The 21,391-nt window shown below is 67.2% G+C and carries 20 protein-coding genes and 1 pseudogene; 6 read left to right on the top strand and 15 right to left on the bottom strand.

Annotated elements, in window-relative coordinates; genetic code table 11:
- Nucleotides 1-6: 6 nt before the first annotated feature.
- Both gatA and gatC read right to left on the bottom strand, forming a co-directional pair.
- Nucleotides 7-1,497 (bottom strand): Asp-tRNA(Asn)/Glu-tRNA(Gln) amidotransferase subunit GatA, encoded by a 1,491-nt coding sequence (gene gatA / locus QOJ24_RS23245; RefSeq protein ID WP_526265573.1) that lies wholly within the window; start codon nucleotides 1,495-1,497, stop codon nucleotides 7-9.
- Nucleotides 1,494-1,787, bottom strand: a complete 294-nt coding sequence (gene gatC, locus QOJ24_RS23240; RefSeq protein WP_526265571.1) for an Asp-tRNA(Asn)/Glu-tRNA(Gln) amidotransferase subunit GatC — start codon at nucleotides 1,785-1,787, stop codon at nucleotides 1,494-1,496. The genes gatA and gatC overlap by 4 nt, the downstream gene beginning before the upstream one ends.
- A gap of 104 nt (nucleotides 1,788-1,891) precedes the next feature.
- On the opposite strand from gatC, the gene QOJ24_RS23235 reads away from it, so the two are divergent.
- Nucleotides 1,892-2,551, top strand: a complete 660-nt coding sequence (locus QOJ24_RS23235) for an ACT domain-containing protein (RefSeq protein ID WP_526265569.1) — start codon at nucleotides 1,892-1,894, stop codon at nucleotides 2,549-2,551.
- A 9-nt stretch (nucleotides 2,552-2,560) separates the two neighbouring features.
- Here QOJ24_RS23235 and QOJ24_RS23230 read toward each other — a convergent pair whose 3' ends face one another.
- Together QOJ24_RS23230 and ligA are read right to left on the bottom strand one after the other, a co-directional pair.
- Nucleotides 2,561-2,815 (bottom strand): metallothionein, encoded by a 255-nt coding sequence (locus tag QOJ24_RS23230; RefSeq protein WP_526265567.1) that lies wholly within the window; start codon nucleotides 2,813-2,815, stop codon nucleotides 2,561-2,563.
- A 72-nt stretch (nucleotides 2,816-2,887) separates the two neighbouring features.
- The gene (gene ligA / locus QOJ24_RS23225) at nucleotides 2,888-4,960 is read right to left on the bottom strand and encodes an NAD-dependent DNA ligase LigA (RefSeq protein WP_526265634.1); all 2,073 of its coding nucleotides are present in this window, start codon (nucleotides 4,958-4,960) and stop codon (nucleotides 2,888-2,890) included.
- A gap of 149 nt (nucleotides 4,961-5,109) precedes the next feature.
- Between ligA and QOJ24_RS23220 the strand changes: the two genes are divergently transcribed.
- From QOJ24_RS23220 to QOJ24_RS23205, 4 genes and pseudogenes are all read left to right on the top strand, one after another.
- Nucleotides 5,110-5,910: an ArsR/SmtB family transcription factor gene (locus tag QOJ24_RS23220; protein ID WP_526265632.1), complete on the top strand. Its 801-nt coding sequence runs from the start codon at nucleotides 5,110-5,112 to the stop codon at nucleotides 5,908-5,910.
- Nucleotides 5,911-6,128: 218 nt separating this feature from the next.
- A pseudogene (locus tag QOJ24_RS23215) lies at nucleotides 6,129-7,194 on the top strand (IS110 family RNA-guided transposase).
- 14 nt (nucleotides 7,195-7,208) lie between these two features.
- Nucleotides 7,209-7,616, top strand: coding sequence for an MmcQ/YjbR family DNA-binding protein (locus tag QOJ24_RS23210; RefSeq protein WP_526265565.1), 408 nt, complete (start codon nucleotides 7,209-7,211; stop codon nucleotides 7,614-7,616).
- 33 nt (nucleotides 7,617-7,649) lie between these two features.
- Nucleotides 7,650-9,260 (top strand): 4-coumarate--CoA ligase family protein, encoded by a 1,611-nt coding sequence (locus tag QOJ24_RS23205; protein ID WP_526265563.1) that lies wholly within the window; start codon nucleotides 7,650-7,652, stop codon nucleotides 9,258-9,260.
- Here the strand turns inward: QOJ24_RS23205 and QOJ24_RS23200 are convergent.
- Nucleotides 9,246-10,016, bottom strand: coding sequence for a hypothetical protein (locus QOJ24_RS23200; protein WP_526265561.1), 771 nt, complete (start codon nucleotides 10,014-10,016; stop codon nucleotides 9,246-9,248). The two genes, QOJ24_RS23205 and QOJ24_RS23200, sit on opposite strands and share 15 nt — an antisense overlap.
- An 80-nt stretch (nucleotides 10,017-10,096) precedes the next feature.
- Entirely contained in the window at nucleotides 10,097-11,143 is a 1,047-nt protein-coding gene (locus tag QOJ24_RS23195) for a uroporphyrinogen decarboxylase/cobalamine-independent methonine synthase family protein (RefSeq protein ID WP_526265559.1), read from the bottom strand.
- Nucleotides 11,144-11,209: 66 nt separating this feature from the next.
- On the opposite strand from QOJ24_RS23195, the gene QOJ24_RS23190 reads away from it, so the two are divergent.
- Nucleotides 11,210-11,854 (top strand): sensor domain-containing protein, encoded by a 645-nt coding sequence (locus QOJ24_RS23190; protein ID WP_526265558.1) that lies wholly within the window; start codon nucleotides 11,210-11,212, stop codon nucleotides 11,852-11,854.
- On the opposite strand, the gene mnmA is transcribed toward QOJ24_RS23190, so the two are convergent.
- The 9 genes from mnmA to QOJ24_RS23145 form a co-directional block, all read right to left on the bottom strand.
- Nucleotides 11,851-12,924 (bottom strand): tRNA 2-thiouridine(34) synthase MnmA, encoded by a 1,074-nt coding sequence (gene mnmA / locus QOJ24_RS23185; protein WP_526265556.1) that lies wholly within the window; start codon nucleotides 12,922-12,924, stop codon nucleotides 11,851-11,853. The genes QOJ24_RS23190 and mnmA overlap by 4 nt on opposite strands.
- Nucleotides 12,924-14,153, bottom strand: a complete 1,230-nt coding sequence (locus QOJ24_RS23180) for a cysteine desulfurase family protein (RefSeq protein ID WP_526265554.1) — start codon at nucleotides 14,151-14,153, stop codon at nucleotides 12,924-12,926. Before QOJ24_RS23180 ends, mnmA begins: the two co-directional genes overlap by 1 nt.
- Before the next feature lie 47 nt (nucleotides 14,154-14,200).
- Complete coding sequence (locus tag QOJ24_RS23175) at nucleotides 14,201-15,058, bottom strand: lysophospholipid acyltransferase family protein (protein ID WP_526265552.1); 858 nt, start codon at nucleotides 15,056-15,058, stop codon at nucleotides 14,201-14,203.
- On the bottom strand, nucleotides 15,055-15,882 hold the full coding sequence (locus tag QOJ24_RS23170; RefSeq protein WP_526265550.1) for a GNAT family N-acyltransferase: 828 nt from the start codon (nucleotides 15,880-15,882) through the stop codon (nucleotides 15,055-15,057). The genes QOJ24_RS23175 and QOJ24_RS23170 overlap by 4 nt, the downstream gene beginning before the upstream one ends.
- An 81-nt stretch (nucleotides 15,883-15,963) precedes the next feature.
- The gene (locus QOJ24_RS23165) at nucleotides 15,964-16,431 is read right to left on the bottom strand and encodes a ribose-5-phosphate isomerase (protein ID WP_526265548.1); all 468 of its coding nucleotides are present in this window, start codon (nucleotides 16,429-16,431) and stop codon (nucleotides 15,964-15,966) included.
- A gap of 3 nt (nucleotides 16,432-16,434) precedes the next feature.
- A complete protein-coding gene (derK, locus tag QOJ24_RS23160) occupies nucleotides 16,435-18,174 on the bottom strand; it encodes a D-erythrulose 4-kinase (protein ID WP_526265546.1) in 1,740 nt (579 codons plus the stop codon).
- On the bottom strand, nucleotides 18,171-19,313 hold the full coding sequence (locus QOJ24_RS23155; protein ID WP_526265544.1) for an ABC transporter ATP-binding protein: 1,143 nt from the start codon (nucleotides 19,311-19,313) through the stop codon (nucleotides 18,171-18,173). Before QOJ24_RS23155 ends, derK begins: the two co-directional genes overlap by 4 nt.
- On the bottom strand, nucleotides 19,310-20,425 hold the full coding sequence (locus QOJ24_RS23150; protein WP_526265542.1) for an ABC transporter ATP-binding protein: 1,116 nt from the start codon (nucleotides 20,423-20,425) through the stop codon (nucleotides 19,310-19,312). Before QOJ24_RS23150 ends, QOJ24_RS23155 begins: the two co-directional genes overlap by 4 nt.
- Complete coding sequence (locus tag QOJ24_RS23145) at nucleotides 20,425-21,306, bottom strand: carbohydrate ABC transporter permease (RefSeq protein ID WP_526265540.1); 882 nt, start codon at nucleotides 21,304-21,306, stop codon at nucleotides 20,425-20,427. Before QOJ24_RS23145 ends, QOJ24_RS23150 begins: the two co-directional genes overlap by 1 nt.
- Between the last annotated feature and the right edge of the window lie 85 nt (nucleotides 21,307-21,391).

Raw genomic sequence — 21,391 nt, 5'->3', positions numbered from 1 at the left:
GCCGCTTCACACGGCCGTTGGCAGTGGCCCGCGCGCGGCCTCGTATGCGGCGCCGACGCGGTAGAGCCGGTCGTCGGCGAGCGCGGGAGCCATGATCTGCAGCCCGACCGGCAGATTGTCGTCTGGCGACAGGCCCGATGGCACCGACATCCCGCAGTGCCCGGCCAGGTTCAACGGCAGCGTGCAGAGGTCGAACAGGTACATCGCGAGCGGATCGTCGACCTTCTCCCCCAGCGGGAAGGCTGTCGTCGGGGTCGCAGGCGAGACCAGCACGTCGACCTTGCGGTAAGCCTCGTCGAGATCGCGGGCGATCAGCGTGCGCACCTTCTGCGCCTGGTTGTAGTAGGCGTCGTAATAGCCCGCCGACAGTGCGTAGGTGCCAATCATGATGCGGCGCTTGACTTCCGGACCGAAACCGGCCGCGCGGGTCAACGCCATCACCTCCTCGGCGCCGTGTGTTCCGTCGTCGCCGACCCGCAGGCCGTACCGCATCCCGTCGAACCGGGCCAGGTTCGACGACACCTCAGACGGCAGGATCAGGTAGTAGGCGGGCAGCGAGAAGTCGAAGTGCGGACAGTCCACCTCGGAGACCTCGGCGCCCAACTCGGTGAGCGTGTCGACCGCGGCGTTGAACGACGCCAGCACGCCCTCCTGGTAGCCGTCGCCGCGCAGCTGACGAACCACGCCCACCTTGACGCCGCGCAGGTCGCCGCCGGCGCCCGCCTTCGCCGCGGCGACGATGTCGGGCACCTCGGCGTCGATCGAGGTCGAGTCCCTCGCGTCGTGACCGGCGATCACCTGGTGCAGCAGTGCGGTGTCGAGCACTGTGCGGGCGCACGGACCGCCCTGATCCAGAGATGACGCACATGCGATCAGGCCGTAGCGCGACACCGTGCCGTAGGTGGGTTTGACGCCGACCGTTGCAGTCAGCGCGGCGGGTTGCCGGATCGAGCCGCCGGTATCCGACCCGATCGCCAGTGGCGCCTGGAATGCGGCCAACGCCGCGGCACTGCCGCCGCCGGACCCTCCGGGAACCCGGTCGACGTCCCAGGGGTTGCGCGTCGGCCCGAACGCCGAGTTCTCGGTGGACGAGCCCATCGCGAACTCGTCCATGTTCGTCTTGCCCAGGATCGGGATGCCCGCGGCGCGCACCCTGGTCACGACCGTCGAGTCGTAGGGCGATGTCCACCCCTCGAGGATCTTCGAGCCGCAGGTGGTCGGCATGTCCGTGGCGGTGAAGACGTCTTTGAGCGCCAGCGGGACACCGGCAAGCGGTGACGGCAGCGCATCGCCGGCCGCAACGGCGGCGTCGACGTCGGCGGCCGCGGCCAGCGCGTTCTCCCCGGCGACGTGCAGGAACGCTCGATATTGGCCGTCGGTTTCGGCGATCCGGTCCAGGCATGCCCTGGTGACCTCGACCGACGACAGCTCCTTGGCGACGATCTTGGCGCCGAGCGTCGCAGCGTCCAGCCTGGTTACGTCGTCGTCTGTGCTCATGCCTCCCCCAGAATCCGCGGGACCGCAAAGCGGCCTTCGGCCGACTTCGGCGCCTGCGACAGCGCCTGCTCCTGGGACAACCCCGGCTCGACGACGTCGGGCCGGGTGACGTTGACCGACGTCAACGGGTTGTCGGTGGCCTCGACGTCGGTCACGTCGACGGCCTGGATCTGACCGACGTGCTCGAGGATGGCGCCGAGTTGGCCCGCGAAACCTTCCAGCTCGTCGTCGGTCAGGGCGAGTCGAGCCAGGCGGGCGAGGTGGGCTACCTCGTCTCGGGAGATCTGCACGACTCCCAAGCCTAGTCAGGCGTCACCCCGGCCTGTCGGCTCCTCCCGGAAGCGGTCGTCGCACCGGCATGCCGACCCCGCTGCCCTGTGAAACAGTGTTCCGCGTGCCTTCGTTCATGCTGCGGGTCCAGCTGGAAGACAGGCCGGGCAGCCTCGGCTCCTTGGCGGTCGCGCTGGGCTCGGTAGGCGCCGACATCCTGTCCCTCGACGTGGTCGAGCGCGGCACGGGCTACGCGATCGACGATCTGATCGTCGATCTGCCGCCGGGTGCGATGCCCGACATGTTGATCACCGCTGCGGAGAACCTCAGAGGGGTGCGGGTGGACAGCATCCGGCCGCACACCGGTCTGTTGGAGGCGCATCGCGAACTGGAGTTGGTCGACCACATCGCCGCCGCGCCGGGCAAGCCGGCCAAGCTCCAGGCGCTGGCCGACGAAGCCCCGCGGGTGCTGCGTGTCGGTTGGTGCACCGTGGTGAAGCTGACCGAATCGGGCATCGACCGCATGGTGGGCAGCCATGGCGCGCCGGAAACTCACATCAAGGAGGTGCCCTGGCTGCCGCTGGACACCGCGAAAGCGCTTGACGGCGAGGCTGATTGGATGCCGCAGGTGTGGCGGGACATGAACACCACGCTGGCCGCTGCGCCGTTGGGCGATGCGCGTACCGCCGTTGTTCTCGGCAGGCCCGGCGGCCCGGAGTTCCGACCGTCGGAGGTCGCTCGCCTTGGCTACCTCGCCGGGATCGTCGCGACGATCCTGCGCTGAGCCTCTAGGCTAAGCGCCCGCGGGCACCGGCCAGCGGTCGTTCACGTCGGCGTTGCTGTCTTTCCTGGCGCAGTGTGCGCAACAGAAGATGGCTTCCTCGGTTTCGATGCCGTGCCCGAGGATGCGACACCCGCAGTGCGCGCATTCGGGCGCCAGCTGTACGGCCGCGCACTCGACGCTGTCGAAGTTCTCGCTGCGGCCGTCCGGCCAGGTCACCGTGAAGGCCTTGTCGTAGTCGTTGCCGCACGTCGCGCAGATGGCCATCGTGTCCACTCCTTCGTCTCGACTCTGCGGTCGCATTCCCAGCAGACGACGGCGGCAAACTCCGGCACCCGCTCAGACCGAGTCTGGCCCGCTGTCCAGTAGCCGGACGAAGCCGTCCTCGTCGAGGATCGGCACGCCGAGCTCGACGGCCTTGTCGTACTTCGAGCCGGGCGCGTCACCGGCCACCACGTACGCCGTCTTCTTCGACACCGAAGCCGCCGCCTTTCCCCCGCGCGCGACGATCGCCTCCTTGGCGTCGTCGCGGGAGAACGCCGTCAGCGAGCCGGTCACCACGATCGACATGCCCTCTAGCGTGCGTTCGATGCTCGCGTCGCGTTCGTCGGCCATCCGCACGCCTGCGGCCTTCCATTTGTCGATGATGGCCCGGTGCCAGTCGACGCTGAACCACTCGGTGACCGCGGCCGCGATGGTCGGACCGACGCCCTCGACCACCGACAACTCCTCTTCGGAGGCCGCCATGACGGCGTCGAGGCTGCCGTACTCGGTTGCCAGTGCGCGGGCGGCCGTCGGGCCGACGTGCCGGATCGACAACGCGACGAGCACCCGCCACAACGGCTGCGCCTTGGCTTCGTGCAGGTTCACCAGCAGGCGCTTGCCGTTGGCCGACAGGCTGCCGTCCTTGGTCGTGAAGAGTTCCGTGCGCAACAGATCCGGGCTGCCGAGAGTGAACAGGTCACCTTCGTCGGTGATGACACCGGCCGTGAGAAGCGCGACGGCGGCTTCGTAGCCCAGGCCCTCGATGTCGAACGCGCCGCGCCCGGCGACGTGGAACACCCGCTCTCGCAGCTGTGCCGGGCACGACCGGGTGTTGGGGCAGCGGATGTCGGCGTCGCCCTCCTTGGTCGGGGCAAGCGTCGTTCCACACTCGGGACATGCTGTGGGCATGACGAATTCGCGTTCAGAGCCGTCCCGCAGGTCGACGACGGGCCCCAGCACTTCCGGAATCACGTCGCCCGCCTTGCGGATGACCACCGTGTCGCCGATGAGCACCCCTTTGCGCCTCACCTCTGACGCGTTGTGCAAGGTGGCCTGGCTGACCGTCGACCCGGCGACCTTGACGGGTTCCATGAAGGCGAACGGTGTGACCCTGCCGGTGCGCCCCACGTTGACCTTGATGTCGAGCAGCTTGGTGGTCGCCTCCTCGGGCGGGTACTTGTAGGCGATGGCCCATCGCGGCGCCCGCGACGTCGCGCCCAGCCGTCGTTGCAGTGACACCTCGTCGACTTTGACCACCAGACCGTCGATTTCGTGTTCGACGTCATGGCGGTGTTCGCCCCAGTAAGCGATTCGCTCGGTGGCCGCGTCGATGCCCTTGACCCTGGTGGTGTGATCCGACACGGGCAGGCCCCACGCCTTGAGTGCCAGATACGCGTCGTGCAGCGTCTTCGGGGTGAAGCCCTCGGTACGACCGAGGCCGTGGCAGATCATCCGGAGCTTACGGCGGGCGGTGACCGCCGGATTCTTCTGCCGCAGGGACCCGGCGGCACTGTTGCGCGGGTTGGCGAACGGCGGCTTGCCCTCGGCAACCAGACCGGCATTGAGATCCTCGAAGTCGGCGACCCTGAAGAACACCTCGCCGCGCACCTCGAGCACTCGCGGCACGGGGAATTTCTTTGCAGCGGTAAGCTTCTCGGGTATGTCTTCGATCGTGCGGGCGTTGAGCGTGACGTCCTCACCGGTACGGCCGTCGCCTCGGGTCGCTGCGCGCTCGAGCTTTCCGTTGCGGTACACCAACGCGAGCGCGACACCGTCGATCTTCAGCTCGCACAGGTAATGGGCGTCGTCTCCGATCTCACCCTTGGTGCGCGCCGCCCACGCCGCCAGTTCCTCGGGGGTGAAGACGTTGTCCAGGCTCAGCATCCGCTCGAGGTGGTCGGCGGAGGTGAATTCGGTCGCGAAGCCCGCACCGCCGACCAGCTGCGTCGGCGAATCGGGTGTGCGCAGTTCGGGGTGGTCGTCCTCGAGCGCCTGCAGTTCGCGCAACAGCTTGTCGAACTCAGCGTCGGAGACGATCGGCGAGTCCCTGACGTAATAGCGGAACTGGTGGTCGCGCACCTCGTCGGCGAGTTCCTGCCATCGGCGGCGCAGATCGGCGTCGGGGGCGTCTTCGGACTGCTCGGCCAGTGCCTTGCGCGCATCGGTTGCCTTCGGACTCACCCTCGCAGGCTATCGGAGGGCTGCGACACGAAAGTCGCGCAGACCAGAGGCTCAACCTGGGCGTTTGACTATAGGCAGGTAAATACCTGCATAATGATCTTGTGTCGGACGATCAGATGGATCAGGTCTTTCGAGCACTGGCGGATCCCGGCCGCCGGCTCCTGCTGGATCGGCTGCGCCAGGACAACGGCCAGACGCTCGGCCAGCTGTGCGAGTACCTCGAAATGGCACGCCAGTCGGTGAGCCAACACCTCGCGGTGCTCGAGTCGGCCAACCTGATCAGCAGCGTGCGGCGTGGACGGCTCAAGTTGCACTACCTGAATCCCGTTCCGCTGCATGAGATTACCGACCGTTGGATTCAACCGTTCGAAAGTTACCGGCTTCACGCCTTGCACGAAGTGAAGCTCCAAGCAGAGGAGACACACATGACTGGGACAACCAACAAGCCGACGTTCGTATACGTCACATACATCCACAGCACCCCGGAGAAGGTGTGGGAAGCGTTGACCAGCGCCGAGCTGACCGCCGCGTACTGGGGACACAGCAATGTGTCGGACTGGCAGAAGGGGTCACGGTGGGAGCACGTCCGCACCGACGGATCGGGTGTGGTCGACGTCGCGGGCGAAGTGCTTGAAGCGACACCGCCGCGTCGCCTCGTCATCACCTTCGGCGGCACCGACCAGACGGGTCAGCCGACCGTCGTGACGTTCGACGTCGAGCCGCATCGAGACATCGTCCGCGTCACCGTGACCCACGAGGGGCTTGACGATCCTTCGGACTACCGCGCCGTTTCCACAGGCTGGCCCGCCGTGCTCTCCAATCTCAAGTCGCTACTGGAAACCGGAAAGGTGTTGCCGCAGTCCCCGTGGGAGATGGACACCGAATTGCGGGACGAACAGATGTCGCGCAACGGGTAGCTTGGCGTCAGTGTGAGGGTGAGGTGCCGCTTGGTGCGGTGGTTGGTCCCTAACCACCTGGTGTCTGGCTCGTAGCTTGGGTGCCGCCCGCGGGGTTGGCGTGCATGCGTTTTGTCGGCATCAGGTGTGAAGGACCGGCCGGCGTGACTTGATAGGAGCGTGGCACCGCCCCCACTGAGGTTTGTCCGCCGACCGGCCCAACCGTCACCTCACAGTGAATGGAGGCAACCACCATGGTTGTTGTTGGAGCCGATGTACACAAGCACACCCATACCTTCGTCGCCGTCGACGACGTGGGTCGCAAGCTCGGCGAGAAAACCGTCAAAGCCATCACGGCAGGCCATGCCGAGGCGGTGATGTGGGCCCGGGAACGCTTCGGAGCCGAAGTGGTATGGGCGGTTGAGGATTGCCGGCACCTGTCGGCCCGGCTGGAACGCGATCTGCTCAGTGCAGGCCAACAAGTCGTGCGGGTGCCGCCGAAGTTGATGGCCCAGACCCGGGCCTCGGCCCGCACCCGGGGAAAGTCTGATCCCATCGATGCGTTGGCGGTGGCGCGGGGCTTTCTGCGCGAACCTGACTTGCCGATCGCGTCTCACGATGAGGTGTCGCGTGAATTGAAGTTGTTGGTTGATCGTCGCGAAGTCCTTGTGGCACAACGCACAGCGATGATCAACCGGTTACGCTGGCGGGTCCATGAGCTTGATCCCCAGCGCGCCCCCAAGCCCGCTTCGTTGGATCTGGCCAAGCACCGTCGGCTGCTCGGAGACTGGCTGGTGACAGTACCGGGCCTGGTCGCTGAACTGGCCCGCGACGAGCTCGCTGACGTCACCCGCCTCAGTGAGGCCATCCACGCTGACCAAACGCATCGGCGAACGCGTGCGTCCCATCGCGCCGGTGTTGTTGGCCCTGCCTGGGTGCGGGGAATTGACCGCGGCCAAGCTCATCGGAGAATCCGCGGGGGTGACCCGATTCAAAAGCGAGGCCGCCTTCGCCCGTCACGCCGGTGTGGCGCCGATACCGGTGTGGTCAGGCAACACCAACGGGCGTGTTCGGATGACCCGCTCGGGCAACCGGCAACTCAACGCCGCCCTGCACCGTATTGCGGTGACTCAAATCCGCCTCCACGGTGTGGGACATGCCTACTACCGACACCGCATCACCGCCGGCGATAACACACCCGAGGCCCTACGCTGCCTCAAACGCCGCCTCGCCCGAGTGGTCTTCCACCGTCTACACACCGACCACAACAACCGAACTCAGCCTTGCCAACCGGCAGCGGCTTGACATAGGAGAAACACATGCCGCACCCGATCATGTTCGCAGATGACGACCCGCTGCTCGCGCAGGTGCGCACGATCGCCTTGGGCTTTCCCGACGCGTTCGAGAAGGTCTCCCACGGCAGACCGGCGTTCTTCGTGTCGAAGATGTTCGCCATGTACGGCGGCAGCGTCAAACCCGAAACGAAGGGCGGCGACTACCTCCAATACGCGCGCTCCATCGTGGTCAAGGTCGACGAAAGCGACCGCAAGGCACTCGAGGCGGATAACCGGTTCTTCTACCCCGCCTACCTCGGCCCGGCTGGCTGGCTCGGGCTGGATTTCAGCGCGACCGAGAAGGTCGACTGGGACGAGGTCCGCGAGCTGATCGACGCGTCGTTCCGAATGGTCGCGCCGAAGAAGGTCGTCCGCCGACTCGACGAAGCCTGACCCCGCGCGTGCCGACATGGTTTTATCGAGGCCATGAGCTTCGCGAGCCCATTTCCCGACGTCGAGATTCCGGCGGCCAGCGTCTATGAGTATCTGTTCGGCAACATCGACGACGCCGACGCCGACCGCATCGCGCTGGTGGATGCGAAGACGGGCGAGCAAACCAGTTATCGCGATGCGGTCGGCAAAATAGATTCTTTCGCCGGTGCTTTGGCCGATCGAGGCATCGGTGTCGGCGACGTCGTCGGATTGTTGGCACCCAACAGCACAGCGTTCGCGGTCGCGTTCCACGGCATCCTGCGCGCCGGTGCGACGGCCACCACGATCAACGTGTTGTTCACCGCCAAGGACATCGTCAAGCAGCTGACGGACTCGAAGGCCAAAATGCTCATCGCCGTCAGCGCGCTGCTCCCCCAGGCCAAGCAGGCGGCCGCCGCGTTGGGCATGTCCGACGACCAGCTGGTGGTGCTCGACGGCGCCGACGGCCACCCCAGCGCCGCCGACCTTCTCGCCGCGGGTGCCACTGCGCCGGAGGTCAGCTTCGACCCCGCGACCCACCTGGCTGTGCTGCCCTACAGCTCGGGCACGACAGGCAATCCCAAGGGCGTGATGCTCACACACCGCAACCTGGTCGCCAACGTCGCACAGACCCGGCCGGTGCAGGACGTCGCCGCCGACGACGTCGTGATCGCGATCATGCCGTTCTTCCACATCTACGGAATGACGGTGTTGCTCAACGCCGTTCTGCACGCGCGGGCGCGCCTGGTGATGATGCCGAGCTTCGACCTCGAAGAGTTCCTCGCCAACATCGCGAACCACAAGGTCACGGTCGCCTACATCGCGCCGCCGGTTGCGGTTGCGCTTGCCAAGCATCCGCTGGTGAACAACTACGACGTGTCGTCGCTGCGTGCGGTGCTGTCCGGAGCCGCGCCGCTGGACGAGGATCTCGGCCACGCCGTCGCCGACCGCATCGGTTGTCGCGTGGTGCAGGGCTACGGCATGACCGAGCTCAGCCCGGTCAGCCACTGCACTCCGCTGGACGGCGGTAAGCGCCTCGTCGGGTCCGTCGCACCCATCGGCGCTGCCGGCTGGACCGCGGCGAACTCGTTCTCCAAGCTGGTCGACCCCGACTCGGGCGACGAGATCGACATCCCCGCAAAGGGTCTCAGTGAGACCGGCGAACTGTGGTTCAAGGGTCCGAACGTGATGGCCGGTTATCTCGGCAACGAGGAGGCAACCGCCGAAACCATCGACGAGGACGGTTGGCTGCGCACCGGCGACATGGCGCGCGTCGATTCCTCCGGCTGCGTCTACATCGTCGACCGGCTCAAGGAACTCATCAAGTACAAGGGTTATCAGGTGCCACCCGCCGAACTGGAGGCGCTGCTGCTGACCCATCCCGGGATCGCCGACGCCGCTGTCATCGGAGTGCGCGACACCGAATCGGGTGAAGAGGTGCCAAAGGCGTTCGTGGTCAAGCAGTCCGGAGCCGAGCTGACCGAGGCCGAGGTGATGGAGTTCGTGGCCGCCGAGGTTGCGCCGTACAAGAAGGTTCGTCAGGTGGCGTTCATCGACGCGATTCCGAAGTCGACTGCGGGCAAGATTTTGCGCAAGGATCTGCGCCGGGACTCACGTACGGAGTGAGTCCCGCAGCGACTGGGCGGCCCTCGCCTGCCGGTAGCCGAGTACGGCTCCGATGGCGGGGATCAAGATCAAACCGGCAAGCCCGGCGAGCGGGTCGGTGACGGTGTCGGTTGTCGAGGTGCCGAACTGCGCGGGGACCAGGTCGGCGGCCCGGATGCGTTCCACCGGAGGCAGCGGTGGCGGCAACGGCGGAATGTTGATCTCGATCGCCGCGGGCACGGCGGGCATGGGCGGCACCGCCGCGGGCGAAACCAGGGTGTCGCGCAGGAGGGTCGCCTCGGGTCCTGGTGTTGGATGCGGGACATTCGTTCCGGGCGTCCGACCGTTGCCGATGGTGACCCGCGGTGCCTGGAACGACGTCGCCGGCCTGCCCGAATAGCCGCCGCCGGACTGGGGCGCGGCGGCCGTTATGTTGTCGCCTGCGGGCGCCTCGGCCACGGCCGCCGATCGCATGGCGGTCTGATCCTGCGCAGGGAAGCTGTTCACGACCGTTACATCCTGAAGATCACCTCCGCCGGTGCCGAGATTCATCAGCGGTGGATCGAGATCTGGCTTCGCGTCCTGACCGGCGATGTCAAAGCCGCCGATTACGTTGCCGCCCTTGCCGCTCGAGACGTTCTTGCGGGAGTCGTTATCGAACTGCGAGCCCGGACCGTGCTTGTCGGCGACGGCATGCGCCGGGTTCGGACCGAGGATCAACAGAGACGCCGCGACCACGCCGGCTCCCGCCGCGAAGCGAACAGTCGAGTGCGCCACGATCCCTTTCCTGACCAACTGGGTTTGCCGAACCCAGGGTCCGCCCTTGTATTGTTACATAAACCTTTGCCGGGCAAACATTATTTCAAGATCGCGCCGGGGTCGTCCGCGATGGCGTCGGCCGCGTTCTGTGCGAGTTCGATCGCGGTACGGGCCCACTGCGGGGTCGCACCAGCCACCCCGCACACCGGCGTCACCCCGATCCGTTCCGGCAGCACCGCACGGGGGAAGCCGAGTCGATCGGTGAAGTCCACCACCCACCCGGCCACCTCCTCGGCCGACGGTGGGCTCTCCGGCGCTATGGCGGGCACCAGGCCGAGCAGAACCGTGCGGCCCGATTCGACGAACTCGCCGACGCCGTCGAGATCGCCAGCCGTGAGGGTCGACAGGTCGAACGACACAGCCCGCACACCACTGCGTTGAAGCATCGGCCACGGCAGCCCGCCGGCACAGCAGTGCAGCGCCACCTCGCCGCCGACCACCGACGCACATTCGTCGATCAGCGCTGCCGCCACGGGTTCATCGACGGGGTGTACCGGCGACAGGCTGGACACACCGGTGAGCCTGCCCGCCAGCGCAGCGGGCAGCAACGGCTCGTCGAACTGGACGACAACCTGGCATTCCAGTCGGCGTGCGACCTCCGCGCGGTGTGCTGCCACGCCTTCGGCCAGCGACCGCGCCAGGTCGCGAAGGGCTCCAGGATCGGTGATCGCCCGGTGACCCCCGCCGAGTTCCAGCTGCGCGGCGAGGGTGATCGGACCCGGCGCCTCCACCTTGACGGTTCGCTCGGCCCCACGCAGGCCGGCCTTCTCCCATGCCTCCTCGAGCGCGTCGATGTCCTCGGCGAGCAGGCTGACCGCGCGCCGGGACACGGCACTGCGCCCCGCGGCGATGCGGTAGCCGCGGGGCACGGTGTCGATGGTGATGTCGACGAGTAGCGCACCGGCCCGGCCGATCAGGTCGGCGCCGAGGCCGCGGGCGGGCAATTCCACCAGGTGCGGAAGCCGATGCAACTCACCGACCACGATCTCGGCTGCCTCCCGGGCCGACGTCCCGGGCCAGGATCCGATACCGGTGCCCGCCGCGAAGGGGGATTCGGGGAGGGCGAGATCACGATCTTCCGTCACTTAGCCAACACTATTCGCCACACGAGCCACACGCGTTAGTCTGCGAAACAGGAAGGAGCCGACTCCATGTCCTCTGCGGCAGCCCGACTTGCGGCGCTCGGTGCCGTCGCCATCCTCGCCGTGGGCTGCGCGCAAACCATTCAGGGCTCGGCGACGCGGGCCGCTCCCGGCATCGACGACGAATCGCATTCACCGGTGGACGTCGAGTCGGTGATGCTCGACCAGTCTCAGATGCGGGCGATCACGGGTGCGGGCGAAAGCCTGACAATCGTGCCGAGTATGGACGGCAAGATCCCCGTCGACGTCAGCGACCTGATGAACGGCACGCCCAAGGAGTGCCAGTGGTACTTCGCCGAGACGCAGACGTTCGGGCCGGAGGTCGAGGAGTTTCACAAGACGACCTTCCAGAATCCGCCCGACGGCGGGCTCATCTCCGAAGGCGCTGCGGCATACCGCGATCCGGAGGTCGCACGGCACGCGTTCGCCGATCTGATCGGCCGGGTATACGACTGCGGCTCAACCGAACTCGGCTCGACATTCATCGGTGAGTGGACAGCCGACGCCGACACGTTAAGGATGCGATCCACGGGTACGTGCGGTCGCGACTACCGGATCAAGAACGTGGTGCTGGCCGAGGTTTCCTTCTGCTCGTTTCCCGAGTCGATACCGGGCATCATCATGACGAACATCATGGGCAAGGTGCCCAACTAGGCGCTGCGCGTGATCGTGGCACTGCCGATCACTTCGTCGCCCTCGGCATCGAGCCGGTAGAGCACCATCGTCTGGCCGGCGGCGACACCGACGAGCGGCGCACGCAGATCGACGACCAGGTCACCGCCGCGCACCTCGGCGACGGCGTCGGCGATACCGCCGTGCGCCCGCACCTGCACCGAACACTCCACAGGACCGCGCGGCGCGGACCCGGAGGTGAACACAGGGTTCTTCCCGGTCAGCGACGACACCTCGAGGTCGGTGGCTGCGCCGACGTGCACCGTCGCGGTGTCGGCGTCGATGGCCGTCACATAACGGGGACGACCGTCGGGGCCTGGCCCCGCGATACCGAGACCCTTGCGCTGGCCGATGGTGAATCCGTGCACGCCGTCGTGTTCGGCGAGCACCGTTCCGCCCGCGTCCACCACGGCACCGCGGCGCACGCCGATTCGGCTTCCGAGAAACGCCCTGGTGTCGCCGGACGGGATGAAGCAGATGTCGTGGCTGTCGGGCTTCTCGGCGACGGCCAGACCGCGACGTGCCGCCTCGTCGCGAATCTGCGGCTTGGGTGTGTCACCGATGGGGAACAATGCGTGGCGTAGCTGCTGCGCGGTCAGCACACCGAGCACATACGACTGGTCCTTGTCGCTGTCGACTGCGCGCCGCAGCCGGCCGTCCGACAACCGCGCGTAGTGGCCGGTCGCGACGGCGTCGAACCCGAGCGCGAGCGCGCGGGCCGACAGCGCGGAGAACTTGATCCGCTCGTTGCACCGCACGCACGGGTTCGGAGTCTCGCCGCGCGCATAGGACGACACGAAGTCGTCGATGACGTCCTCTTTGAATCTGTCGGCGAAATCCCATACATAGAAGGGAATGTCGAGGATGTCGGCGACCCGGCGCGCATCGCCTGCGTCTTCCTTCGAACAGCATCCCCGCGAGCCCGTCCGCAATGTTCCCGGTGCCGCCGACAGCGCCAGGTGCACGCCGACCACGTCGTGGCCCGCGTCGACCATGCGGGCGGCGGCCACAGACGAGTCCACGCCCCCGCTCATCGCGACAAGAACCCGCACTATTCGACAACTCCCGAACTGGCCAGCGCAGCCTGCCGGGCACGGTCCACCGCCCCGGGCAGCACATCGAGTGCGGCCTCGATGTCGGCCTCGGCGCTGGTGTGGCCCAGCGAAAGCCGCAATGATCCGCGGGCGCTTGCCGGGTCGGCCCCCATCGCGATGAGCACATGCGAGGGCTGCGCGACACCGGCCGTGCACGCCGAACCCGTTGAGCACTCGATCCCTTTGGCGTCCATCAGCATCAGTAGTGAATCGCCCTCGCAGCCGCGGAATGTGAAGTGCGCGTTGCCAGGCAGCCGTCGGGCGCCAGTCGCGCCGTTGAGCACAACATCGTCGATGCTCGACAGCACGCCGTCGACCAGGCGGTCGCGCAGCGCCTGCACCCTGGCACTGGTGGACTCCATGCCATCGATCGCCACCTCGGCGGCCTTCGCCATCGCCACCGCGCCCGCGACATCCGGTGTGCCCGAACGTACGTCGCGTTCCTGCCCGCCACCGTGCAGAAGTGGCACGCATGCAGTGTCACGTCGCAGCAGCAGCGCGCCGACACCGGTCGGGCCACCGAATTTGTGTGCCGCGATGCTCATCGCCGACAGCCCGCTCGCCGTGAAGTCGACCGGTATCTGGCCCACCGCCTGCACCGCGTCGCTGTGCATCGGGACGTCGAATTCTGCGGCCACCGAGGCCAGTTCCGGCAACGGCATGATGGTGCCGACCTCGTTGTTGGCCCACATGACCGACACCAGAGCCACATCGTCGTGCTCCTGGAGGGCAGCGCGGAGTGCGCCGGGCGTGACCGATCCGTCGGACGCGGTCGTCAGCCAGGTCACCTCGGCACCTTCGTGTTCGGCCAGCCATTCGACCGAGTCGAGCACCGCATGGTGTTCGACCGCGGTGGTGATGATCCGGCGACGGCGCGGTTCGGCGTCGCGCCGCGCCCAGTAGATTCCCTTGATCGCCAGGTTGTCGCTCTCGGTGCCGCCCGCGGTGAACACGACCTCCGACGGGCGCGCGCCGAGCAGGTTGGCCAGGGTCTCGCGCGACTCCTCCATGCGGCGCCGCGCCGCGCGCCCGGTGCCGTGCAGCGACGAGGCGTTGCCGACCGTTGCCAGCACGGCCGTCATCGCCTCGATGGCGGCGGGATGCATCGGGGTGGTGGCGGCGTGATCCAGGTAGACCGGCGATGAGTCGCTTGCGCGAAGAGCATCGGCCACAGCTTCGGTGGTCATAACCGTTCCATGCTAGCCGCCGCACGACGACCGCCCTGAACCCCTGGTCAGGCGACCAGCGCGTGCCCGTTCGCCCGTCGCCCGGTGTCGCCGCGCACTGCCGCTTCACAGCGCGCGGCCAGGTCACGCCGGTCGGTTCCCGGTAGCTGCAGAGACTCGACATGCACACCAACGATGGTGCGCCGGGCGGTGACAAGGCGACGGATCGACGCCATCAGGGTGTCGTCGCCCACGTAGGCGGCGACGGTGGACGGCGTGCCGTCACGGTGGTGATAGTCCAGGCGCAGTGGCTGAACCGGCCTGCCCGCGTCGACGGCGGCCTGGAACATCGCGGGCCTGAACGGCCCGTAGGCCAGGCCGCACCAGGTGGTGCCCTCGGGAAACGCGACCACGGTCTGGCCTGCGCTCAGTCGGGCCGCCACCGTCTTCACGACGTCGGGTAACCGCCGCAGGCTTGCCCGTTCGATCGGGATGACCTTCATCAAGCGGGCGGCGATACCGAGGCCCGGCCAGTTGATCATCTCGGCCTTGGCGACGAACGAACCGGGCATCACGGCGCCGATCGAGAAGATGTCGACCCACGACACATGGCCGCTGACGACGAGCACGCCGCGCAGGTTGCGAATGGGTCCGCCGGACACGGTGATCCGCACGCCGAGCGCGCGCAGCATCATGCGGCAGTAGCCGCGCTGGACGTGTGACCGCCCAGGCATCGGAATCGCCAGCAGCGGCACGGCCGAGAGCAGAATGACCGCGAGGGTGGCCCGAACCGCGACCCGTGCCGCCACCGCGACCGGACTGCCGCCAGGCGCGCCGCCCGCTGCCACGCAGCTGGCGTCGCACGTCGCGCGCGGCACCCATGGGCTGGTCTCCCTCGCGCTGCCGACCCGCTCGTCGGCGGTCACGATGCGATCCTGTCGGCCATGTCGCTCGCCGCGGCGACCGACCGCAACCGCGTCAGGTATCTCGTGTCTGCCCTGCGTTTGTCGAGCAGCGCGGGAAAGTCGCCGACACCGAAGTCGAGGTCGTGGGCGGGTTCACCGCACACCTGGGCACCCAGGCGCAGATAGCCGCGCATGAGCGGCGGGACGGTCACCCGTGCCGGCGGTTCGATCGCGTCCAGGCCCTCGCCCTCGATCGTCACCGGCCGGTAGGGGTGCACGGTGTACTCCGATGGGGCGGCGTGCCTACGAAGCACGAAATCCCTGACACCGCGGATCTGGCGGCCCGCGATGTCGGAGTCCTCGACGGGTACCGAGACGCAACCCGTGACGTAGTCGTAGCCGCTCCGGTCGAGGTAGGCCAGGATGCCCGCCCACATGAGCAGCACCACGCCGCCGTTGCGGTGGTCGTCGCGGACCACGGCGCGGCCCATCTCGACCAGCGACGGCCGCAGCGCGTCCAGCCCTGTGACGTCGAATTCGGTCGCGGTGTACAGCCCGCCTGCCGCGATGGCTCCCGGAGGCGGAAGCATCCGGTAGCAGCCGACCAGCTCGCCGGTGTTGTCCTCGCGGACCAGTAGGTGATCGCAGAACTCGTCGAACCGGTCGGCGTCCCTGCCGTCGCTCGCGCCAGCGAGCGCGAAACCCGGTTCGGTGGTGAACACGTCGTGGCGAAGGCGCTGAGCGGCGTCGATCAGCGTGGGGTCGGTGGAAAGCAGCAGGGTGTAGCGCGGTGTCGACGCGCGTTGGGTCTCTTCGGCGGGTATGAGTACTGAAGCGGTGCTCATAGCCAGCACCGTCGCCGAGCCGTTCAGCCAGACGGCATCCGCGGCGTGACGTGTCCGTGGACGTTAGGTGACGATTGGCCGCTAGTCGGTGGCGGCTTCGTAGCTGCGGATGGCTTCGACCTTGTCAGCCGACTTGCTCTCGGGGTCGAATTCGTAGCTCAACCATTCCCTCGCGAGCCTGCGGGCCAGTTCCAGCCCGATGACCCGTTGCCCGAAGCACAGCACCTGCGCGTCGTTCGACAACACCGACCGTTCGACGGAAAAGCTGTCGTGGGCCGTGACGGCCCGGATGCCGGGCACTTTGTTCGCGCTGATCGCGACGCCAAGTCCGGTACCACACACCAACAATGCACGGTCGGCCTTGCCCTCGGCGACCAACCTCGCCGCCGCGACCGCCACATGCGGGTAGGCGGTGTTTTCGTCGGTTCCGACGCCGATATCGGTCACCTCGGCCACCCGGGAGTCGCTGCGAAGGTCCCCTTTCAAGGCTTCCTTGTATTCGTAGCCGGCGTCATCGGAGCCGACGACAACCCGCAGTCCTTCGCCCATCAGTCATTCGCCTTTCGTCGTCAACGTGAAACGGTCGGCAACCGAGTGTGCGCACATGGCAAGGGAGGTGGCACCGGCATCCGGTGTGCCGATGCTGCGCTCGGCCAGCGGACGGGCCCGCCCCACCTTGGGTCGCAGCTCGGCGGTCGCCTTCGCGGCATCGGTGGCGACGTCGGCTGCGGCCCGCCAGGCCTGCTGCCACTGCTCGCCCTCGTCGATCCGCTTCTGCAGCTCGTCGATGAACGGCAACAGCGCGTCCAGCATCGTCTTGTCACCCGGCGACGCACCGCCGAGCTGGATGAGTGCGTCGAAGCCATCGCGCATACTCGCCGCGATGGTGCCTGCGTCGGGGTTTCCGGTGTCGCCGAGCCTGGCGCCGATCGCCGCGAGCATCGCCCCCCACAACACGCCGGACGTGCCGCCGGCCTTGGCGGCCCACTCCTTGCCCGCGGCGGCGAGCACCGATCCCGTTCCGGCGCCCTCGGTGACTGCATCAGCTGCAGCGTCGCGGGCGGCCGCGGAGCCCTTCACCATGCCGCGTCCGTGGTCGCCATCGCCCGCAACGGCGTCGATGCGGCCCAGCTCGTCCTCGACCTCCGCGAGCATCCCGGCCATCGCCTCGAGCGCGCGTGCGACCAGCGCTCCGCCCCGACGACCGTCCTCGTCGGCCAGTTCGGCGACGGCGATTCGTGGCGCGGCGGCCTCCGCGGCGGCATCGGTGCGACGGGTACCTTCCGATGATGCGGCCGTCGCGCCCTTGCGGTAGGCCGGCGTGTCTGCAGGTGCCCGCCAGTACTTTTCGAGTTCGTCATCGAGCCACATCACGGTCAACGAGCAGCCCGACATGTCGAGGCTCGTCACGAGCTCGCCTACTTCGGGCTCGATGATTTCGTATCCGCGTTCACGGAGCAGCCTTGCCGCCGTCCCCCAGACCACGAAGAGCTCTTCGTACTTGGTGCGCCCGAGTCCGTTGAGTATCACCGCAATGCGCGTGCTCTCGGTTTGCGGCTTGTCGCCTGAGACCCCGTCGACGAGTGTCGCCGCCAGACTCGCTGCCGTCGGCATCGTCTCGTCGGACACACCAGGCTCCCCGTGGATGCCGAGGCCGACACCCATCTTCCCGTGTGGCACCGTGAAGAGCGGTTCGTCGGCGCCGGGAAGTGTGCACCCGTCGAATGCGACGCCCAGCGTTCGGGTGGCAGCATTGGCGGCTTCGGCGACCCGGACCACGCCGGCCAGGTCGAGGCCGTCCTCTGCGGCGGCACTGGCACATTTGAAGACGGTGAAATCGCCTGCGATGCCACGGCGTTTCGTCTCTTCGCCCTTCGGGGCGCTGGCGATGTCGTCGGTCACCGCGAAGTACTGCGCATCGATGCCCTCGCTGCGCAGCTGGGTGACGGCCAGACCGAAGTTCATCACGTCGCCTGCGTAGTTGCCCGTCGTCAGCAGGACGCCGGCGTCGCCGTGTGCCGCGCGGGCGACCGAGGCCGCCTCTTCGGCGGAGGGCGATGTGAAGATGTTTCCGACGACGGCGCCATCCGCGAACCCGGGGCCGACGGTTCCGCAGAATGCCGGGTAGTGCCCCGAGCCGCCCCCGATGACGACGGCGACCTTGCCGGGCGCCGTCTGGTGCGCGCGCACCACACCACCGGGAACGCCCGCGACGTAGCGAGAGTTGGCATCGAGGAATCCGACCAGCATGTCCTCGGTGAACTGAGCCGGATCGTTGAAGAGTTTGGTCAACGCAACCGCTCCCCTGTTTCGGCGTCGAACAGGTAGACGCGCTCGGGCGGGGCCGTCACCACGACCTTCTGTTCGGGCTCATAGCTCTCCTGGGCCGGAGTCTGGACGACGATGCCCTCCTCCATGCCTGCGACTGTAGTTGTCGCGAGCCCGAACTCGAGCAGATGCTCGAAGTACGCCACTGTTGTGGAGATACCGTCACCGGCGGCGGTACTCAGGCCGCAGTCCTGCGGGCGGATCCCTACGGTGACCCGGGTGCCGTCGGCCAGCGACGTCACGGTGCTGTCCAGATGGCCTGCGTTGGAGCCGATCTCGATGCGGGTCCGGCCATCGGAAACCCTGGCGACACCGCGCAGGACGTTGATCTGCGGTTCGCCGACGAATCCTGCGACGAAGAGGTTGGCCGGATCGTCGAACACCTCGTCGGGCGTGCCGAACTGTTGCACGACTCCGGCATCCATCACCGCGAGTCGGTCGGCCAGCGACAGCGCTTCGACCTGATCATGGGTGACGACGATCGTCGTGTAGCCGAACTCGCGTTGCAGCACCTTCAGTTCGCGTCGCACCCGTTGGCGCGCGGAGGCGTCGAGGTGGCTCAGCGGCTCGTCGAGCAGCAGTACCGGTGGGTTGCGGACCAGCGCGCGGGCCAGCGCGACGCGTTGCTTCTGTCCGCTGGACAACCCGGCGGGCCGCAGCTCGAGCAGGTCGTTCATCTCGAGGCGGTCGCAGATCGAGGCGACCATCTGCTCGGCACCCTTGACCTTGCGGGCCTTCAGTCCGTACAGCAGGTTGTCGCGGACGGACATCGGCGGGTACAGCGCGTAGCTCTCGAAGCCGACGCCGATACCGCGCTTGGACGCAGGCAGCTGCGAGATCTCGCGGTCCCCGATCTTGATGGAACCGCTTGTCACCGTCTCGAGTCCGGCGATCATCCGCAATGTGGTGGTTTTGCCGCAGCCGGACGGGCCGAGCAGCGCGACCAACTCCCCGGGTTCGATCGCAAGGTCGATGCCCTTGACGGCCGTCACCCGCTCACGACCGCTCGACGCGTAGATCTTGACCAGGTCGGCAAGGGTCAGGCTCTGCGCCGTCCCATCGGCCGACGCGGGTGTGCGCGGAGCATCTGTCGTCACACTCACTGTGCCGCCTCCATGGTCTTGTCGCTCGCGCCGAGCCTCGCGGTGTCGCCGGCGCCCGCCGTGAAGACGTGTACGTCGGAATCGGCAACGGTCATGGTGATGTCACTGCCTTCGTCGACGCCCTCGCGACCGGAGGCCAGCACGATGACCTGTTCGTCGCCGGCTTTCACGGTCAGCTCGACGTTGCGACCGAGTCGCTCTGCGAGCATCACTGTTCCCGCAAGGTGCGCCGAGCCCGCTCCGGACCCCACGTGGAGGTCGCAGGGCCGCAATCCGACTCGTACGCGGTCGCCGCGATCGCACGGCGCACCTGCGGGAATCGGTACGTCGAGCGATCCGTCCCCGAGGCGGATACGGCCGTCGTCGACCACACCGTCGAGGATGTTGATCTCGGGCTGGCCGAGCGAGCGCGCCACGAATGTGTCAGCGGGGCGCCGCCAGATCTCGTCCGGGGTGCCCAGCTGGACGAGCCGTCCTTCGCGGAGCACCGCGATGCGGTCACCGAGCGCCAAGGCCTCCTGGTAGTCGTGTGTCACATAGATGGTCGTGGTGTTCGACATGGCGCTGAGCTGTTTGAGTTCGGCGCGCATCGCGGCACGCAGCTTGGCGTCCAGGTGGCTCAGCGGTTCGTCGAGCAGGTAGATGTCAGCAGGGCGCACCAGCACCCTGCCCAGCGCCACCCGCTGCCGCTGCCCGTTCGACAACTCGCGGGGAAAACGGTTGAGCAGGTGGTTGATTCCCAACGTGGTGGTCACCTGCTTGATGCGTTCGGTGCGCTGAACCTCCGTGTACTTACCGGTCCTTCCGGACTTCAACGGCGACGCCAGGTTCTCGCTGACCGTCTTCTGCGGATACAGCGCGTAACTCTCGAACGCCATCGCGACGTTGCGGTGGTACGGCTCGACGAGTGTCATGTCGACACCGCCGATGTGCACCGATCCGGCGTCGATGTCCACCAGCCCGGCCACCGACTTCAGGGTGGTGGTCTTACCCGCGCCGCTGGGACCGAGGATGACGAAGAACTCACCGTCGGCGATGTCGATGGACAGATCGTCGACCGCCGTCACTTTGCCGAATGTCTTGCGCAGGTTGGCAAGGGATACCGTCGCCATCAGGCTTTCACCGCCCCGAAGGAAAGGCCCCGCACCAGATACCGCTGAATGGTCAGCGCCAGAATCAGCGGAGGCAAGGCGGCAATGATCGCCGCCGCGGCGGTCAGGTTGTAGTACGCCTGGCCGCCACCGCCGAGGAACTTGGTGATCGCGACGGTGACCGTGCCTGCGTTGGTGTCGGCCAGGATCAGCGGGAACACGTAGTTGTTCCAGGCGAAGATGAACGCGAGCAGGGCCGCGGCGGCGATACCGGGTCGGACGATGGGCAGCGCGACCATGACGAAAGCCTTTCTGCGGGTGTAGCCGTCGAGCAGCGCGGCCTGCTCGAGGTCTTCGGGCAGGTCTTCGAAGTACGAGCGCAGGATCCAGACCACCAGCGGCATCGTGACCAGCTGCAGGACCCATATCATTCCGACTTTGGTGTCGAACAGTCCGATTTGGTTGTAGATCACGAACAGCGGCACGATCACCATCAGCTCCGGGGCGAACCGGAAGGACAGCATCTGGAACATCAGGTCGTTGCTGCCCTTGTACTTCCACCGGCCCGCGGCGTACGCGGCGGGGATGCCGATCAGCAGCGAGACGATCACTGCTCCGCCGCAGTTGATCAGGCTCGTCAGCAACGAGGTCTTGAAGTCGACGCTGGTCATCTGGGTGCCTTTGTCGGAAACCACTGTCGCGAAGTTCGACCACGTGGGACTGAACTGGAAGTACGTGGTGGTCTGCTCTTGGGCGTTCTTGAGCGCCAGGATCACCATCCACACGATCGGGAACAGGGAGAAGATGAACCAGCCGATCAGCCCGATATCGGCGGCGATGGGCCCGATGCCGATCCGCCGCTGTCCCGGGAGGAGTTCGCTTCTGCGCAATGTGAATGCCATGGCCTATGACTCCGCTCCGGCAGCTCGACGCTGCGCCTTGCCGAGCACGCTCACCAGGTAGCGCGCGGTGATGAACACGATGATC

Origin of the sequence: Mycobacterium sp., from assembly GCF_032159775.1 — a bacterium.
Lineage (GTDB): Bacteria > Actinomycetota > Actinomycetes > Mycobacteriales > Mycobacteriaceae > Mycobacterium.
Note: the sequence above shows the minus strand (reverse complement) of the source record. Positions and strands in the feature narration are given on the sequence as shown.